Origin of the sequence: Mobilisporobacter senegalensis, from assembly GCF_003752155.1 — a bacterium.
GTDB classification, from domain to species: Bacteria; Bacillota; Clostridia; order Lachnospirales; family Lachnospiraceae; genus Mobilisporobacter; species Mobilisporobacter senegalensis.
In genome coordinates, this window is sequence record NZ_RJVG01000006.1 from 122,287 (window position 1) to 142,633 (window position 20,347).

The following is a 20,347-nucleotide window of genomic DNA, read 5'->3' on the forward strand; positions in this document are numbered from 1 at the left end:
TAGAGTAATAAATCACACCTGAATTAAGTTTCACTTTATTCTGTAAATAGATCAACTGTATCCAGTCCAAGTTTAATTTTGGTCCCGGCCCCAACTGCCGATTCGATTTCAATCGTATGAGAAAGTTTATTTAAAACTCTTTTACATAGGTAGAGGCCTATTCCTGTTGATTTCTTGTCAACCCGGCCATTAAATCCCGTAAACCCTTTCTCAAAGACTCTTGGTATATCTTCAGCATGGATACCTATGCCATTATCTTCTATTATTAGTGTCTTTTCCATAGCTTTATCCATATAAATCCGGATCGTTCCATTCTCTTTTGTATATTTTAAAGAGTTGGATAGAAGCTGCTCCAGTACAAATACAAGCCATTTCTCATCCGTTAGAACAGTACAATTCAATTCAGAAAAATCAAGGCTTATCTTCTTTCTGATAAATATTCCAGCATATTTGCGAACTGCCTGCTTTACTATGTCATCTAAAGAATATTTCTTTAGCATCATATCTGCTGACATACTTTCCATACGGAGATATTGTAATACCATCTCCACATACTCTTCTATTTTAAATAATTCTGCCAATAAATCAGCATTTTGTTCTGAGTTTTCAGATTGTATTAATAACCGGAGCGCAGCGATGGGCGTTTTAATCTGATGGGCCCACATAGTATAATAATCCATAAGCTCCATACGATTGTGTTCTGCCAATAATGACTGATCCTGTTTGTCTTTAAACAAAATATCTATAAGTTCTTTGTAATCTTCTTCTAAGAAGTTCTTCGTTATGGGTAATTCTTCTTTTGTGATAGTAATACAATTTCTGAGTTTAACTAATAATAAATGCTTCCTTCTACATTGAATAAAATCATAAAATAATAAAAGTAGTCCGATCACACCACATAATATCGTTCCATAGAAAACTGGTTCTACCGGAATCTGATATAAGTAGAAAGTTACAAAAAATAAAGATGCAAATAGAAGGAATACCAGAATTAGTTTCCATCGTTTTTTTAAGTAATCTAATACAAATACCTGTTTCATATTATACCACCATATATCCTATCCCTTTTTTTGTTGTTATAAAATCTTTTAATCCTGCATCTTCTAATTTTTTGCGCAGTCTGGCTACATTAACAGTAAGAGTATTATCATCAATAAAACTGTCTGTCTCCCAAAGCTTTGTCATAATCGAATCTCTTGATACAGCCTTCCCTTTATTCTCAAGCAAAATTTCCAATATCTTAAATTCATTTTTGGTCAATTCTATTTTTTCATCTTTATAAGTTAAAGTAGCTTCACTGATATTTAAAATAGCACCATTATGTTCCAGAAGATTTGTCTCATTTACAAAATCATAAGTTCGTCTAAGGAGTGCCTGCACTTTTGCCATTAATACATTTAAGTCAAATGGTTTTGCTATAAAATCGTCCCCACCCTGTGTCATAGCCATTACGATATTCATATTATCTGCTGCAGAGGATATAAAAATGATAGGTACTTTAGATATCTTTCTTATCTCACTGCACCAGTGAAATCCATTATAAAAGGGAAGGGAGATATCAAGTAGAATAAGATCAGGTTTATAAGCAATAAACTCCGATAGTACCTCTTTAAAATCCGTTACACATTCTGCTTCATAGGCCCAGGTTCTTATATAGTTTCTCAATGTATTTCCAATTGTAAAGTCATCTTCGATGATGAGTACTTTATACATTCCTTATCCTCCTATCCTGTTTATTCCATTTCCATTACCAAAATTATACCACAGGATAATTTATCCACAACCAAATTCTGCAGCTCCTTAAATATAAAAAGCTACTATTATATTCATTCCAGTAATATAATAGTAGCCGTATTTACATTCAAAATCTTTATTGATATGGAAAAGATTATTTGATTTTTCTTATAGAGTCTCTGATTATCAGTTCTGGTTTTAATATAACTGTTTTTCTTTCACTTGATTTCTTCTGTAAAGCCTCAAGAACCATCTCAGCACAGATCATACCTTTTTTCATAATATCTTGCTTCATGGTGGTTAACCCAGGGGTTACATAACTTGCAAATTTGATATCATCAAACCCAATGATAGAATAATCCCCTGGGATATCTTTATTGTTTTCACGGAAAGCTTTCATAAGACCAATAGCCATAATATCTGCAATAGCAAAGATTGCAGTGGCCTTTATCTTCCTTTTCAGCAATTCAATGCCAGCCTTATATCCACCTTCAAAATTTACATGTTCTTCAATAAAATATTCTTCTTTTACCTCTAGATCAGCTTCTTCCAATGCTTGAAGATATCCTAAATAACGTTGATTATTCAATGGGCTCTTTTTTAAACTGCCTGTTACAAATGCAATTTCTGTATGCCCCATCTCTATCAAATGCTTTGTCGCTAAATATCCACCCAATTTATCTTCTACCATTACCCTGTGGAAATCTTTTGTATAATCTTCATATGCATCTGTTAAAGCTATGGGGATATCAAGATTTTTAATCTCTTTTAATAAACTGTGGGGATATACCCCTAACATGATAATTCCATCTAATCTTCTGCGTTGAATCCAGTCTTTATATTGTCTGTCTGTTTCAACTCCTGAAAATAGAATGTCATATCCTTCTTTTCGGATTACATATTCTACGCCGCTGATAAATTCACCAAAGAACGGATTATTTAATAAAACACCAGGGATATCTCCTTTTTCTGTAATTGGTAAGGTAACACCAATTAACTTGGAATCTCCATTGGACAGACACCTTGCAGTCAAACTTGGTTCATATTCTAATTCTTCAATGGCCTCCATAATACGTTGCTTTGTTTCTGGTGATAATTTATCTTTGCCATTTAATGCATATGAAACAGACGCAACAGAAACACCAGCATGTTTTGCAACATCACGAATCGTGATCTTTTTTTCCATCTGCATCTCCTCCTTAGCATTTTTTGTATACTATGAAACCTTATAATGGTTCAATCTATCTGCTATTGTAGATAATCCCGCACCTTAAGTCAATAGTTTTATTTTATATTGAACGAAGTTTTTATGATACGTTTCTGACCATTAATAGCTACTGTTGTAGATATTGTTACCCTGCCTTTCTTTTTCCCGGTTACTGTCCCATTGGCAGATACCGTTGCCAATTTTACATTACTGGATTTATGGCTTACTATAGCCTGTACTATAGCTTTATCTTTTGATTTGGACATACTTCTTACAATTTGAATAGTATCCGGCACTTTGATTAATATCTGGGATTTTGCACTTGAACTGCTTTTTCTATCTAAGGTTTTATCAGAGGCATTTACAGTAATCTGGTTTAATAAACTCGTAGTAACTTTACTGCTCGCTGCCCTAGGTAATAATAGATATTTACCTCCGGCTGCAATATTAATTGTTATATATCCATTTTTATCGATCTTAGCCTGGTTTGTTGGCAATATGTCTAATTTTTTATTTTGGGAATTATATCGATATATATATACTTTGCTGCCGACTTTTATCCCGGCTAAATCTTTAATATATATTTTTACTTTTGCAGATGCTGGGAATACTGTATCTTGACTAAAATCAAGAGTGATTCCATCTTTGCTTCTCTTATCCTGCTCCAATAACGATTGAATATCATTGCTATCCTGGCTCATTACAGATGATGTATGTAACAATAAATTAATGTCATTCATTTTTCTTTTTGTTTGCTTTAATAGTTCCCCATCGAAAGTATAAGAGGTTTGAATCTTATCCTTCTGATTCTCAATTGAAGTAATGATTGTTATTTCATTCTTCCTGGCTGCTTCTATTACTTCTTTTGGCAAAATTATAGATGCTATGTTAACTTTACTATTATCTAATATTCCATCATTAACCTTAATCTCAATATTTACTTTTGCAACTTTTCCTTCATTCATAATATCTATGAGATGATCTTTATCAATAATAAGGGCTATATTTGATTTTTTCCCATTTCCAATCATCTTTTGTAATTCTTCTGCAGATACTGCATATGTCAGATTGCCAATTTTATTATTAATTACCATATTACCGGCTAATATTTTACTGATAGAAACTGGCTGTTCCGGCTTTAAAATTGAATCTTTTTCACCATCAGTGGATGAGTGTTGATTATTTCCTGAATTTTGATCCTCTGGTGTAATGTTGATAAGTCCATTCAGGCCATCATTTTCATCTGTAATAATTCCCACAGGATAGATTTCATGTACCAGATTATTATCAATTGAAGTATTGATATCAAAGATATCTGAACCGTTATTTAAGGTGTTGATCATATTTCCACGAAAAACCGTATTCTTATTCTCCATAATACCTGAAATTCCAGAAGCAATATCAATTCCCCAGGTTCCACAGGTATCAATAATATTACTGAACAAAGAAATACTCTTAACTCTAGATCCGCCGATTATGGAAATACCTTGATAGGTACTGTCCAGTATTTCATTGTCCTCAACAGAAATATTAGCATTTATATCTGTAACAGGATAGATCCATATTGCACCATAATCCTGATTATAATTGTATTCATGCCCACCACATCGAAGTAATGTATTACGTTTGACATTTACCTCGCCTTCAAATCCAATTGGGTTATGATTTCCGCTGATATTAATACCGCCCCCAAAACCAATCGTATCGTGAATCAGATTATCTGTGATCTCATTATCTTTCCCGCCGTAGATGGAGACACTGCTTGCTAACCATTGTAATCCTGCCGTATTATATCGGATTTTATTGTTACTGTCGTATCTCTGATATTTTGCTGATGACCAGAGTGCAATAGCATCATCACCTGTATTTCTTATCTGGCATTGCTCAATTACTGAGTTGCTGGTACCCCCGCATAAATTGATACCATCTGCATATGTATTTCTAATACGGCATCCGACAATATGCATCTTGTCCATATAGTACGTCCATATACCGGCTTTTACATGTTCTATCCAAATATTCTGGATAGTCAGATCATTTAAATCTCCTGCTTTATCAGAGACCTCAATTCCTGTCCTTCCATGAGCATCATCTCTTCCTGTCTCAGCTCCCAAAATACTGAAATCATAAAAGGATACTTTATTCGCTTTTACCATGAATCCCGCACCAGGGCCTTGCAATATAGTATGCCACATGCCTGCGCCACGGATAGTTATTCCTTCTGGTATTATTTCAATGGATTCATCTTGGGTAAAATCATAGCTTCCCTTTGGAATCCAAACTTCTTTCTTAGCATTGGCAGCTTGTGTGATACATCTTCGTAAAGCATCCGTATCATCCAATCCATCTCCAGGGATTGCTCCATAAGAAGTTATGGATAAACTATTGCCAGGTTGTTCCGCTGCCGGATCTGCCAATTCTGTTTCAACAAAATCAATGATATAATAAGCTGCTGTATCTGTATTATCCTTTTGCAAACGAATTTTCGTCCCTGCCGGATATACTTTGTCCAGTAAAATACGGCTGTCATCAAAAAAACGATGTGGCTTGTCATCCGGAGTATTACTCCATGGATAACTTCCATAAACCCAACTGTATTTTGATGTTAAATCCAATGACTTTTCTTTACTGGAATTCACATACATACTCAAAGTCGTATTGATTCCATCACCTGAAAATGCATCTGGAATGCAATAGCGCAGAACTAAGGAATTTGCTGCTTCTTGTAAGGTAAATTCAACATAATCCCCTGTATTACTTAACTTCACTCCCCTTCGGCCTGAAGCCTCACTCATAAACTGGCGGTATTCACGGTCGTCTTCTAAAATTTCTCCATTGGTTTCATTTTGTTCTGCTTCATACCCAATAAAAGTAGAAGAAGCCCCACGGTAATTTGTATGAATGTCTTCCAACTGCAGCTTATCCAGCGTAACATTACCGGATTTAGGAGTAAATGCAATGGTGTTAATTCCTTTATTTAGCAGGACTTCAAATGTTTTTGATTTCATTGTCCCTTTTGTGTTCCTAAAATTTACCTCTCCTTTTAATATTCCATTCACCTTTACCTGATAAGTGGAAGTGCCATTGCTATTATAGGAAATAGTGATTGTCTTAGTATATGTATCATTTGAAAATATAGTAAACACTGTTTCATTTCTTCTTATAAATGCTTCTGCTGCTTCGTACACGGCGGTATCTGGTATTTTTATAAGTTGAATTGAAAGGGCATCCGAAGTAAATGTTATTATGCCGTTTCTTTCAGATTTTTCCCATTGGACCTGTTTCTTTTCTTCCGGGGTATCACAAATCAGGAGTTCTAATATATTCTCATTCCCATATAGATATTCACCTGTATTTTTATTAATGATTCTTGTCTGTCCGTTATAATATTCCACTAACCAGACTGCATTATCATTCGGTATACTTTCTTCAATAACTGCTCCTTCTTTTGCCGAAATATAGTTATTGTCATATTGAACATAGTATTTATTTGTATCCACTATCATTCCAGTTGCTATCTCATCTTTTTCTTCTCCTTCCGGATTATTTCCCTGGACTGGTGCTTCTTCCATGACCCAGGCAGTTGTCCCTGCTTCAGTAGATACTAATGTACTTTGTGCATACCCGGCGCCAGCTCCAATATTTAAATAAGTAAGTGGATTTAATTTATTCCGGAATACTATATTTTGTGTACCATCAGCAAATGCTATCTCCCACAAGGCTCCATCAGCCAGTTCTCCGAAACCAAGACACTGTAAATAAGTTAAATTATTATCGCTAGATATAAAACGACCACTTACCCTATTTTTTATCCTGTAATAACCATCCTCTGGAGATTCGTCTATTAGCCAATGAGTTCTCAGATCATCCTCTGGATTATTACCATATACCAAGGCATGGCTTTTTTGGATTTCATATAAAGAATTATTTGAAGAGCTTGATATCAGGCGGATATACCCGGTCGGAATCTCAATCCTGGTAATTAACTCAGGTGCTGTTTCAAATATCCACCAGGCATTAGCATTTTCCTTTGTTGCTCCTGTGTCATTACAATAAATACTTCCATCACTTGGAACTTTATGATGTATAATGCAATTTGTATACCAATCCCAACCACTTTCAATGGTATAGGTATCTGGCCCGCCTTCCACTTTTGTGGTTTTCCATTTTATACTGCTCCAACCAGGCTCTCCTGTCATTCCTACTAATGGAAGAGAACGATCACCATTCTGATAAAGATGTTCTATGGTAATATTATGACCTGTCCTTCTATTTTTAATATATGAGCTATCTCCTGAAGAATCTATAGCCCAGTAATAGCTGCTATCCTCTTGATTTAATGTTCCCAGTTTAATATTATTGTCTGTATCCTCATACATATATAAATCTGAATCCCCAGCCTTTATGAATTTATAATCCACTTCTGAATATTCTTTTAATATCCATTGAGGTGTACCCCAATTCTTTTGAATATGTGAATTCTCTGAGTATCCTTTTTTATTTTCCATGTGAATACATTTAATATACGTTTCTCCTTCTTCTATTCCTGAATTAGCAAGAGAATCCCCAAATACAATACCATTCATGCCAACTTCTTTTGTCCAATAATATGGATCTTCTGAATCGATACATTGTAATTTATCGGAACCTGATATAGGAAGAATATAATGGCCTGTAGCTTTATTTTTTATTGCATATAAATTATTAGTACCTTCCATAAGAAGCCACTGTGCATATTCATTACTACGCTTTGTATTGCCATATATAACGATACCATTCTCTTCCATCATATAAAGTTGGTAATAAGAATTTTGAATATTTACATAAATCTCTGTCTCTGGTTCCACAAAATCTTCTACTTTTACAAAATCCCAACTGGATGTTCCCCAGGTGGCTGCACCATCATTTCGACATTCTACCTCTGTTCGGTCAGGAAAACTTTCAGAGGTTGCTATACTTAGATTTGCTCCTGTATTACTGACAGAACCGATGAATGTAGTGTTTAATGTATCAAAACTCCATAAGAAATCATTATCTTCTTCTACAAATGTAGATACTTTAACCGTTCCATTCCATGCGATTTCACATCCACTTACATTTATATACTGTTGCGTTCCAATATTTTTTATTGCCTTATTTCCACCAGCCTCTTCAACCGCCCACTGATACCTTGTATCCGTATCTGACATTGGTTGACCAAATCGTAGAGTTCCATTATCATCATAAAGATAAGCCCCTTGTTTATAATTATTTTTAATATAGTATTTGCTTTGAATCGATGGTTCACTAAAATCTTCTAATTTAATAAAATCCCATTTTGAAGTTCCCCAGGTAGCCGCACCATCATTTCGACATTCTACCTCTGTTCGGTCAGGAAAACTTTCAGAGGTTGCTATACTTAGATTCGCTCCCATATTACTGACAGAACTAATAAAAGTTGTGCTTGATGTATCGAAGCTCCATAGAAAATCACTGTTGCCTTCTGCAAATGCAGATACTTTAACCGTTCCATTCCATACGATTTCACATCCATTTACATTAATATACTGTTGTGTTCCAATATTTTTTATTGCCTTATTTCCATCTAACTCTTCAACTGCCCATTGATACCTTGTATCCGTACCTGATATTGGTTGACCAAATCGTAAGGTTCCATTATCATCATATAAATACTCATTATTCAAATAATTATTGCGTATATAAAATATAGATTCCTGTGATCCTTCTGTAGCTGCTATAACTTTAGCAGAATTCATTGGCATAACTCCAATAACCATAATAACACTGAGCAATAATGCAATGATACGTTTCTTAAACACCCAATTCATAAAAATTCCTCCTCTAATTTTTTATTCATATTTAATTTTTCTATAATGAAAGCCAAATCCTCCTTTCTTATTAACCGGTTAACTAATGAGGTAAAAAAATAATCTCGCATAAATGATTTGTCTGACTTTATAGCTTTAAAAAGAGCTGCCCCAGAATGCCAGGCATTTTAAGGTCAACTCTTTTTTGTCTGTTTTGTATTATCCTTTTACCGAACCGGATAGGCCTTCTACATAATATTTTTGTAAAGTAATAAACAGGATTGCGATTGGAATAGATATTAATACTGCACCTGCCGCAAATCTCGTATACCATGTATCGATATTTTCTCGCGATAACATAGTGAATAATCCTAACGCAACCGTATAATGTTCATAATCATCCCCCATGATGACCCTTGCAAAGATGAAATCTGCCCAAGGTGACATGAAAGAAGTTAGTACTGTATAAATTATAATCGGTTTTGATATTGGAATTGTAATCCTGGTAAATACCTGCCATTTTGTAGCCCCGTCAATACAGGCAGCTTCATCTAATGCTTTTGGAATCGTGTCAAAAAATCCTTTCGCAATATAGTATCCCATAGCCGCACCACTTGAATATACTAAAATCAATGCTATCAAAGATTGAGTAAGGTTCATCCCTTTTAAGATATAATATACGGCAATCATAGACATAAACCCTGGGAACATTCCTAATATTAAAACAATATTCATAAATAATTTGCGGCCGGAGAAGCGGATTCTTGATAAGGTAAAAGCTGTTGATAATACGATAAATGTTGTTAGGGCACAAGAAAATACCGAAACAAATAAAGTGTTTCCAAACCACTTTAAATAAGGGAATTTGCTACTATCAGTCAATAAAACAAGATAGTTTTTAAATGTAAATTCTTTTGGCCAGAAATAAGAGGTATAAGAACCTGATTCCAGGCGGAATGATATCATTATGATCCATGCAATTGGAAATACCCATATAATTCCCATAATTACTAATATAATATATCCCGGATTCATCTTAGCCGCCCTTAATGAAAGGATCAATCCTATTAAGCTTCCAAATAAAAATATCCAATATCCAGAGCTAAGATAACTGATTAAAAACTTTATAGATAACAGCCCAGACCCATTGATTGTCTTAGTAATTGTAAATAATATTAATATCGCACCGGTAAAATTAAAAATATACGTACAGATAGATAATATCACACTTTTTTTACCTGGTTTAACAATAACAAAGATAGAGGAAAGAATAACACTTAGAATAAATATGCCTAAAATTACTGCATATATAAATACTATATAATTGCCGCCATCATTTAACCTGTTCATCGTCTCTAAAAATAGTCTATATCCTGCTATTCTAATTCCTTCACTTTTAATTTCTATGTAAGGAAAGAAAAAGGAGATCATGAGCAATAAGCCAAGTATAGGAATTTTTCTTAAAGATTTTATATTTAATCCGATAATCTGGTTTTTCATTATTGGAATCCCTCCTCGTTTTTATATGCTCCTGTTCTTCTGTATACAATCAGGGATAATGCCGCTGATATTGTAAAGATCATTATGCCAATGGTTGATGCATAGCAATAATCCTTACTCTCTATTGTTAATTTAAATAACCAGGTTACAAGTAAATCAGTTTTACCAGCACCTTTAAAATAATCTAAAGTTGCAGGATTCCCTTCTGTTAAGAAATAAATTGCATTAAAATTATTAATATTAGCAATAAAATTCGTTATTAAATATGGTGTAGTTATAAATAACATATAAGGCATTGTAATCTTTAGAAATGTTTTAATGGGACTGGCACCATCAATTTTTGCACTTTCATATAAGTCAGCCGGTATATTGGTAAGAATACCGGTGGTTATTAACATAGTATGAGGAATACCTACCCATAAATTAACTATGATAACAGTAACTCTGGCCCATGTAGGATTTGTAAAGAAAGGCAATGCCTTTGTGATGAATCCTAATTCCTGTAATAAAATATTTAAAGCACCGTGCTCCGCAAGCATAACACGTATAATCAGTAACGAAACAAAAGAAGGTACTGCAATCGTAATAACAAATATGGTCCTCCAAAATCCTTTACCACGAATTCCCTTCGAATTGATTAAGATTGCTAATAACATGCCTCCAAAATAGCAGGTAAACGTTGCAAAAAATGCCCATACCATTGTCCATCCAAATACAGGCCAAAAAGTCTTAGCAATTTTATCATTTGATAAAAGCATTAATTTAAAATTCTTAAGTCCTATCCAGGTAAACAGGTTTCCTGGCGGTTGATGATTCACATCATAATTAGTAAATGCCATCAATATCATATATACTAATGGTACCACAGTAAATAATACCAATCCAATAATCGGTATTGTTAATAATAGTTTATGTATATTCGTATTAAATAACGATGTTATATCTGTTACTATATTCGGAATCTTTTTCCCTTTTTCCTTTAATTCTTGCACATGAATGGCTGATTTTATGCTGGATACCCACACTACTATAAAGAATAAGATAACAAATAATGTTGTAACACCGGCTAATAACATAATCATTGAATTATCACCAGGTAAAACTTCATATATCCCTGATTCTTCGTTATATACCATATTCTGCTGCTTCGTTCCTAATGTGAGTAATCCAATAAAATTGTTAATACCATAAATCAATGTATAAAAGATAAAACTAATTTCAAGGACCATATATGTAAGCCCTTTTATAATTTGCCCTCTTAAAAGGTTCGATAAACCCATGATTACAAAGGACAGCTTTGTCAAATTATCTCCTTTATGAAACGTAGTACCAATCCATTTGAATTTATTAAGCAATACCTTGAATGGATTTGCTTTTTCTTTATATCCCATTTCTGTCCCTCCAACTGTATTTGAAATTCCTTTCTATTGTTTAATGACTAAAGATAATTTGGGGGTGAACCATATGCTCACCCCGTTGTCCTTTTATTTTGGATTACAAACTTTAAACGATTATTCTGCTGCTATTTTAGATAAGAAGCCTTCAACCATGGCGTCTAAACTTGCTTGTAAATTATCCTCTTTAATATCACCATTTAAAATACCTGCACCAAATGCAGATGCCGGAGTCCAGTATTGTGCTAACTGAGATGTTGATGGATTTGGAGTTGAGAATCCTGTTTGAGTACTTAAAGCTAATACTGCTGCATTAGCTGCCACTTGATCATTTTCAATTAATGATTTTACTGTTGGAGCTGTTGAATTTACTTTTTCAAAACGTAATAATTGGCATTCTTCTCCACCTAACCAGGCTGCCAATTGCTGCGCTGCTTTTGGAGCTTTGGATGCTGAATTCACACCAACAGCTCTAAAATCTGCAAAATTACTTAACTGATAATCCGTACCATCAATATTAATTGTTGGTAATTTAACTGCTGCATAATTATCTCCTAATGCCGCTTGAAGATCTTCTGCTGCCCAGGTACCAGAACATAAAGCTGCAAGTTTTCCTTCTTTCATTAAGGATCCACCTAATCCATCCTGATCATCAACATACTTTGGATTTTTTGCTAAATCAAGTAAATATTTTGCTGCTTTTAAACCTTTCTCATCATTCCATGAGCATTCTGTGGGATCATCTCCATTTGTACCATATAAGGTACCGCCATTGGCATAGAAAAATGCTGACATATACCAACTATTATCAATATCACATGAGAAATTTTTAATATCATTTCCCAAATCTTTTGCTAACATTTTTTCTAAGGAAGTCACATCATCTTCCGTATATTTACTCTTGTCATAGTACATGAACCATGAATTTGGTGACTGGGGAACACCATATAGTAAATCATTTAAAGTACAACTTTTAATCGCTGCTTCACTATGTATATTTTTAATAGAATCTAAATCTACTGTAATTGGCAGGATAAGCCCAGCTTCAACTAATTCCGGAACTCCACCAGAAGGATAAGCAAATACATCTGCTGCTACTTCTGAATCTTTTTTAATCGCATCAATAGAATCCGCTACGCTCATAATACCAACATCAAATGTGATCTCATATTCTGGATGATTTTTTTGGAATAAATCACACATTTCCTTTGTTACTTCTTGTTCTTCTTCTGGGGCCCAAACCTTTAAGGTAATCTTTTCTGGAGCTGCTGTTTCAGTGCTTTCCTCTGCTTGTGTATCTTCGGAAGAAATAGCATCTGTTGATTCTGCTTTTTTGTTGCCACAACCAGCGGCAAAAACACCCATTAATACCAGCACCATAAGCAGGGATAATAACTTTTTAACTTTTTTCATAAAATGACCTCCTCATAATGAATATTATACCATAATATTCGACCTATTGTTTTCGCCAACCTGTACTATTATTTTAGAAAGTAATTTGATTGGCATTATTCGGTTAATCGGTTAACTTAATAGGTGCTATACCTCCTTTGGTTTAACCGGTTAACTAAGCTAAGTTTACTACTCTGACTTTACTTTGTCAAGACTGTTTTACTAATATTATGTATTATTTTTGTTCACAAATTCTATTAGAACATTTCCCCGGTTCATATTATAGCTGACAGGCGACGCATAAATATGAATGAATCAAATATGAAATTGATTCATAGCAAGTTCCAGTTGTTTTGCTCTATTTAATAACTCACTGGAGGATTCGTCTAACTGAGTGGCTGCATCTAATTGATGATGAGCTGTATCACTTACTGTATTAGTGCATGCTGTAGTTTCTTCAGACACAGCTGATATACTCATGATTGCCTCCGAAGTTTTTATTTTTGCATGCTCCATGTTCTCAATATTATTTAAAATTGACTTTAGCTCATTCATAAGCAATTCTATTTGCCCGTCCATGATAGTAAAAGACTCCGTGGTATTATTAACTGCAGACTCCTGTTGTAGTACAATAACATCGGCTTGCTCTGCAATTTTAACAGCCATTGCAGTATTACTTAAAATATCTTCAATAATTCCGCGTATTTGATTCGTGGACTCTTTTGATTGATCTGACAGTTTTTTGATTTCATCAGCCACCACACTAAAACCACGTCCATATATTCCGGCTCTTGCTGATTCAATGGAAGCATTTAGAGAAAGTAAATTGGTTTCCTCCGCTATCTCATTGATTACTTCTATTATACTTTCAATACTCTTTGATTTTTCTTCAAGCTGCTTAATGGCTGCAATCACATTACTCATTATTTCAGTACTATATTTTGTCTTTTCATTTAATACACTCATGGCCAGAATACCACTATCAATTGCTTTTTCAGTAGCATCTGTAATATTTTTTATTTGAGATGTACTATTAGCAACTAACGTAATTTTATTGGATAATGAGTCCATTTGGCCTATACAATCTGCAGAATTTTCATCTAATTGAACGATGCCCTCTTCAATTTCTGATATAGCCTGCTTAATATTATCTGTGCTCTCAACATATACTTTGGAAGATATGGCCACTTGATTGGCATCCGCAAATAAGGCGTCACCAACCTCTTTAACCTCTTGTATTAATCCTTTTACATGAGTAATCATATTTGATAAATCTTTCGCTAAAATCCCCAGCTCATCATTACGGTTAACTTTTAATTCCACAGTAAAATCACCGCCAGCAGCTTTTCTAAGTACATTCGCCATGTAATTAATCGCTTTACTTAGGTCGCCAGAAATGATGCTTCCTGTAAGTAACGCCAGAATACTTGCTAAAACCACAACCACAAATGTTATATTCTTAATATCCTTCACTTGGCCAATGATATTTGCTTCTGGAACCATAGCACATATCATTGCCCCTGTAGTACCAACTTTAGAATATACAAACATATAATTCTCATTATTATAGTTTATATAATCAAAAGCATTTTCTTTTTCATTTGTAATTGCCTCTTCGTAGAACTTTTTTCCATAGAATATAGGTTCTTTACCTACTCTCATAGCAGACAAATATTCTTCATTATCTGGTATTATCTCTACACCATCTTCAGTAACTAACCCAATTATACTACTTTCTCCCATATTAATACGTGTTAATATTTCAAGTACTGCCTTGTTACTAATATCTGCTATAACGCAAGTATTCCCTTTTTTAAACTTTCTTGCTAAGCGTAGGGCACTGCTGGTACTATCTGTTTGTAATAGCCCATCCATCTCATTATTACTGCCAAACCAATAGTAGCGGCTCGAATCTGTTGCAATCTTTTGACCTTGTGCAGATTCCATATATTTAGTATATAATTCTTCATCATCGGCTTTTGTAGTCACCATGGAATCATTATCACTTGATAAAATATACACATTTTCTAGTAAATCATCTGTTCTGATTTTCTTTTTTAATGCTTCTGTAGTTGAGTTTAAAAATTGAATTTCCTTTGTGGCAGAAATCCTATATAAGCCTGCAAAATAATCATTAATATCAACATCTGTATAGAATTCATCAATTTGTGATCTGACCATTCCAAGGGAAAATGTGAAATATTGCCCAGTCATATCTAATGTCTGACTAATGGATTTTTCATAATTTCCTACAATAACTGTATGGGCTTTCTGATAAGAGATTATCCCTAATACAATAATGCAGCACACTGGTAATAAAAATCCTAAAATCAATTTTGTATGAATTTTTTGAAATATACTAAATGATTTTTTCTTATCCTTTACTCTCCTTTCTCTATGATGTTTTTCAGATTTTACCCCATTGAACTTTTTGTACCTTGGTTTCTCATTTTTCTTATAGTTCATAAAAAACCTTCCTTCTTATAATCTAATACATCATATTAGTTTAATAAGCTGCTATTATTTCATATAATGCACCTAATAAAGATTGTTTTAGCTGTAAAGTCTGTAATTCTGCAAGTAACTGTTCTCTACTAACATGTTTTCTAACAATTTGATAGATCAGACTCTTCAAGTCATAATCAATTTGTGCTTTATCCAACATATGGAATACTTGATTTTCTATATTATTACCTATAATTTCATTTATGTCACCTAAGTGAATTGTTAGTCTCTTGTCAGTATCAACAGATTGAACTTTAATAAGCAATGTATTGTTATCTACCTGATAAACCTTTTCGAAAAGGGTTCTTCTTCCTTCCGAATCTACCTGTATATCATAAGTATCTGCTACACCTGCTATGGCAATTTCATAATTACGTGTTTTAGGAATCACATTCCATTCATCAAAAACTCCATCAATTATAATTTGGGCTTGTTTTCCCCACTTAAATTCCATATTGGTTAGTACAAAATTTTGTTCATCATCAGAATTATCTTCATACATCATAAAGTTGCCATCTGCTCCCCCAAATATCTTAATTGCAATATCTTCTGGATTATTAGCAGCATTCGCTACTTTAGCAACTGTTTCCATTGGAATAATCCCACCTGCTTTAGCCAGTACCGGTATTGTTGTAATATCACGATAAAATGTAATCCTGCGATTTCCTTTGTATACCCTTCCTGAAAAGAAATCATAATAGATACCCTCTGGAAGCCATCCTTCAAATGCACCCATGTTCAAATCCATATCCATTGGTTTTGTAATTGGACATACAATTAATTCTGTACCAAAATAATATTGATTTGGAACCTGATAAGCTTCTTCTTCCTCTGTATTATGATAGTACATCGGCCTTATGAGCGGCATACTTTCCCTTGCAAACTTATAGTTCATAGTATATAAGTAAGGAATTATTTGATGGCGTAAACGCAAAAAGTTTTTCAACGTTTCTCCAATGTACGGGTTAAATTTCCATGGTTCTTTCACAAAGAAAGGATTATCTGAGCTATGAATTCTCATGATAGGTGAGAACACTCCAAACTGTATCCATCGTACTAACATCTCATCACTTTTTACACCATGCATGTGTCCACCAATATCATGACTCCACCAACCATAGCCTGCATTGGATGCTGTAGCAGTAAAATAAGGCTGGAACTCTAACGTCTCCCAGGTTGCAAAAGAATCACCGGAAAATCCCACTGGATAACGATGACTTCCCAGTCCTGCATATCTGGAAAATGTCATTGGTCTCTTTCCATCTCGACCACTATTTAAGAAATGATAGTGATTCAACATCCATAATGGATCCAATCCTTCTATCTTTGTAGTACCACCTTGCTGCCAGTCAACCCACCAGAAATCAACACCGATTTCTTCATTGGGATGATGGAGGTATTTAAAATATGCATTTAAGAATTTGCGATCCGAGATATCAAATAAAATCTTATCTTCCTTTTGGTAATCAACTCCAAGTTCTTTTGCCATTGGAATGTACATTTCTTCATGCCCTCGAACACCATCTGCGGGATGTTCATTTAATGTGACATGCATTCCTTCTTTGTGTAACCAGGTCAGAAATTCTTCTGGTTGTCTAAAATACTCTTTATTCCAGGTATACCCGGTCCAGCCACTTCCGTACTTTGGATCAATATCAGTTAAATGCCATCCCATATCCAAAACAGCTACCGAAAATGGAATATGTTCTGATTTAAATTTTTCTACTAATTCTTTATATGTAATATCTGTATATGGATAAAATCTACTCCACCAGTTTCCTAACGCATATCTTGGCAGCATAGGGGTATTTCCACATAGTTTATAGAAAGTTTTTAGACATTTCAGATATTCTCTCCCATACCCCAGAAAATATATATCTATCGTTTCCTCTTTCTTTGGTGCCACCCATCCATCTTCAGTAATTAAAAGAGACTTACTGTCATCAATGATAGCAAATCCATTTCTGGATAAAAGTCCATCTTCTAATGGGATCTCTCCATCTGCTTCATCTAAGGTTCTTGCTGTTCCTTTTAGGTTTTCTCCCTTTTCTCCATAATACCAGATGCTGTGGTAAGCACTTAAATTACCTTTTACCTGTATGCTTAATCCATTTTTAGTAAACTTCTTTTTGTTATATTTTAGATGCAGATGTTCTGTTATAATTTCAAGATTATCCTCTTTATCAATGACACGATATTGTGGCACAGGAAAATCCCGATTGATAACAATTTGCGTTGCTAAATCTTCAAAAGTTCCTTGTTCGCTATACTCTAAGCGAATCAGTTGAGATGTCAGTACTGTAAAACGATAATGATTGCCTTTTACAACTACTTCCTGCCTGGCTATTGGATTTATTTCTAAGTCGTATTTACTCATTTTTCATGTCTCCGCTATTTTCATATTTTGGTTCATTCTTCTTTAGTATATAGGTTGTTAACCGGTTAACTTATTATAACCATATTCCTAATTGTTTGTCAACAATAATACATATAAAAAACTTAGATAAAATAGTACTATCCCATTCACATCTTTTCCTTCTCTTTTTTACAAATCAATTTATTTACCTTGATGAAAAATCTGGCACTGTTAACTTTTATTAATTTGGCTATTGTAACAGGTGCAATTTTATATAATAATTGAATAACAATACTATTTCTAAGTTCTCAAAAGAAAGAATGAAAGGGTGAAAGAATATTGAAAGAAAGCAGATATGAATTAAACAAAGAATTAGCTCAGATGTTAAAAGGTGGAGTCATTATGGATGTTACTACTCCTGAGCAGGCCGAAATTGCAGAATCAGCTGGTGCATGTGCTGTTATGGCACTGGAAAAAATCCCGGCAGATATTCGTGCTGCAGGGGGAGTAGCCAGAATGTCAGATCCTAGAATGATTAAAGATATCCAGCAAGCAGTATCCATTCCCGTTATGGCAAAATGCAGAATCGGCCATTTTGCAGAGGCACAAATTCTAGAAGCCATTGAGATTGATTATATTGATGAAAGTGAAGTTCTCTCCCCTGCTGATGACTTATATCATATTGATAAAACAAATTTTCAGGTTCCTTTTGTGTGTGGTGCCAAAGACTTAGGAGAAGCACTAAGAAGAATCAGGGAAGGTGCTTCTATGATCCGTACCAAAGGTGAACCCGGTACAGGTGATATCATTCAGGCTGTTCGTCATATTAGAATGATGAATCGTGAAATTGCACGCTTAACTTCCATGAGAGAAGATGAATTATACCAAGCCGCCAAAGAATTGCAAGTTCCCTATGATCTTGTTCTATATGTACATCAAAATGGAAAGCTGCCGGTTGTTAATTTTGCAGCTGGCGGTGTGGCAACACCCGCTGATGCAGCACTTATGATGCAGCTTGGTGCAGAGGGTGTGTTTGTTGGTTCTGGTATCTTTAAATCCGGCAGCCCTGAAAGAAGAGCTGCTGCCATTGTAAAAGCGGTAACAAACTATAATGATCCAAAAATAATTGCTGGGTTGTCCGAAGATTTAGGAGAAGCTATGGTAGGTATTAACGAAACAGAAATTGAATTACTGATGGCTTAATTCTTCCTGGTGGTGAAAGCACTGCTATGGGAAAATTATTAGAGGAATTAGATTTATTGAATGATCTAAAAATGAGAATTGAATCTGGTTTACCGGTTCTGGGAACCTGTGCAGGCTTAATTTTACTTGCCTCTAAAATTGCAGATAATGACGCAGCTTATTTTAAGACTCTCCCTGTTACTGTAATTAGAAATGCATACGGCAGACAATTAGGCAGTTTTTGTACAGAAGCATCTTTTGGAGATTTCAAAAATATTCCCATGAAATTCATTCGTGCTCCCTATATTAAATCCGCTAACAAAGATGTAAAAGTTTTATCCATTGTTGACGGTAGAATTGTTGCAGTCCAGTACCGAAACCAGTTAGGGATAGCTTTCCACCCTGAACTTACCGATAGTGATAAAGTACATCAGTATTTTATAGATATTGTGAAATGTAATATGAAAGATTCATAAATATTCTTTTATTTAATAACTATTAGCTATTCTCTCCTATTCTAAAAGGGGAGAGATAGCTCCTATGTCCCGAGATAAGCTTTATATTTATTTCGGATTGCTTCTGTATAAGTATCAGAATGATAGTCACAATCCCCTAATTTAATAACCTTCATAACACCAAGGATAGAATTTGTTATAAAACATTCGTCAAACTTTTTTATATCATCTTTTGTAATAATACACTCCACAACATTCTCATTGGCACATATATGATTTCTAAAAATTCCTGGCAATAATCCACAGGATATTGATGGTGTAAATAACTGCCCTTCTTTCACGAAAAATATATTGGAACAGCTTCCTTCACATATTTCTCCTTTTGTATTTAGAAAAAGTGCCTCGTCATAGTTTCTTTGGATTGCTTCCTGTCTGGCAATAATATTTTCAGCATAATTAAGTGTTTTATGATAAGTAAGGGGAGACGTTTCATTTCTTCGAAAAGAACTTAAAGTTAATTGAAAGCCTTTTTGATACTTATCAATTGTATATGGATTTTTTCTGGTAGTATAATTGGTGTTTTTCTCTGATACAGAAATTTTTAGTACTCCTTCCACAATTTTATTTATACTTAAAAATTCCCGTACTTCATCCGGTGTTATTTTCTTATTAATTTGGAGATATTCTAATGCAATATTCAGTCTTTGAATATGTTCCATAATAAAGACCGGCTTCCCATCCTTAACCAGAATCGTTTCAAAAGCTCCTATGCCATAATAATATCCTTCATCCATTTCAAACATTTTATTTCCTCC

12 protein-coding genes are annotated in these 20,347 nt (G+C 34.2%); 2 read left to right on the forward strand and 10 right to left on the reverse strand.

What is annotated here, in order from left to right; all coding sequences use genetic code 11:
* Positions 1-35 precede the first annotated feature (35 nt).
* The 9 genes from EDD66_RS11110 to EDD66_RS11150 form a co-directional block, all read right to left on the reverse strand.
* Positions 36-1,040 carry a sensor histidine kinase gene (locus EDD66_RS11110; RefSeq protein ID WP_123609659.1) on the reverse strand — a complete coding sequence of 335 codons (1,005 nt, stop codon included), beginning with the start codon at positions 1,038-1,040 and terminating at the stop codon, positions 36-38.
* Between the two features lies 1 nt (position 1,041).
* On the reverse strand, positions 1,042-1,713 hold the full coding sequence (locus EDD66_RS11115; RefSeq protein ID WP_123609660.1) for a response regulator transcription factor: 672 nt from the start codon (positions 1,711-1,713) through the stop codon (positions 1,042-1,044).
* 175 nt (positions 1,714-1,888) lie between these two features.
* Positions 1,889-2,920: a LacI family DNA-binding transcriptional regulator gene (locus EDD66_RS11120; RefSeq protein WP_123609661.1), complete on the reverse strand. Its 1,032-nt coding sequence runs from the start codon at positions 2,918-2,920 to the stop codon at positions 1,889-1,891.
* 98 nt (positions 2,921-3,018) lie between these two features.
* Positions 3,019-8,769: a right-handed parallel beta-helix repeat-containing protein gene (locus EDD66_RS11125; protein ID WP_123609662.1), complete on the reverse strand. Its 5,751-nt coding sequence runs from the start codon at positions 8,767-8,769 to the stop codon at positions 3,019-3,021.
* A gap of 198 nt (positions 8,770-8,967) precedes the next feature.
* The gene (locus tag EDD66_RS19015) at positions 8,968-10,248 is read right to left on the reverse strand and encodes a sugar ABC transporter permease (protein ID WP_330511106.1); all 1,281 of its coding nucleotides are present in this window, start codon (positions 10,246-10,248) and stop codon (positions 8,968-8,970) included.
* Entirely contained in the window at positions 10,248-11,639 is a 1,392-nt protein-coding gene (locus EDD66_RS11135) for a carbohydrate ABC transporter permease (protein ID WP_123609663.1), read from the reverse strand. The genes EDD66_RS19015 and EDD66_RS11135 overlap by 1 nt, the downstream gene beginning before the upstream one ends.
* A gap of 120 nt (positions 11,640-11,759) precedes the next feature.
* Entirely contained in the window at positions 11,760-13,055 is a 1,296-nt protein-coding gene (locus EDD66_RS11140) for an extracellular solute-binding protein (RefSeq protein ID WP_123609664.1), read from the reverse strand.
* Positions 13,056-13,349: 294 nt separating this feature from the next.
* Positions 13,350-15,500, reverse strand: coding sequence for a methyl-accepting chemotaxis protein (locus EDD66_RS11145; protein ID WP_123609665.1), 2,151 nt, complete (start codon positions 15,498-15,500; stop codon positions 13,350-13,352).
* 40 nt (positions 15,501-15,540) lie between these two features.
* The gene (locus EDD66_RS11150; RefSeq protein ID WP_123609666.1) at positions 15,541-17,916 is read right to left on the reverse strand and encodes a glycoside hydrolase family 31 protein; all 2,376 of its coding nucleotides are present in this window, start codon (positions 17,914-17,916) and stop codon (positions 15,541-15,543) included.
* A 318-nt stretch (positions 17,917-18,234) separates the two neighbouring features.
* Here EDD66_RS11150 and pdxS point away from each other — a divergent pair, with 318 nt between their 5' ends.
* On the forward strand, positions 18,235-19,098 hold the full coding sequence (gene pdxS, locus EDD66_RS11155; protein ID WP_123609667.1) for a pyridoxal 5'-phosphate synthase lyase subunit PdxS: 864 nt from the start codon (positions 18,235-18,237) through the stop codon (positions 19,096-19,098).
* Positions 19,099-19,124: 26 nt separating this feature from the next.
* Positions 19,125-19,553, forward strand: coding sequence for a pyridoxal 5'-phosphate synthase glutaminase subunit PdxT (gene pdxT, locus EDD66_RS11160; RefSeq protein ID WP_123609668.1), 429 nt, complete (start codon positions 19,125-19,127; stop codon positions 19,551-19,553).
* A 62-nt stretch (positions 19,554-19,615) separates the two neighbouring features.
* On the opposite strand, the gene EDD66_RS11165 is transcribed toward pdxT, so the two are convergent.
* Complete coding sequence (locus EDD66_RS11165) at positions 19,616-20,335, reverse strand: aminotransferase class IV (RefSeq protein ID WP_123609669.1); 720 nt, start codon at positions 20,333-20,335, stop codon at positions 19,616-19,618.
* Positions 20,336-20,347 lie beyond the last annotated feature (12 nt).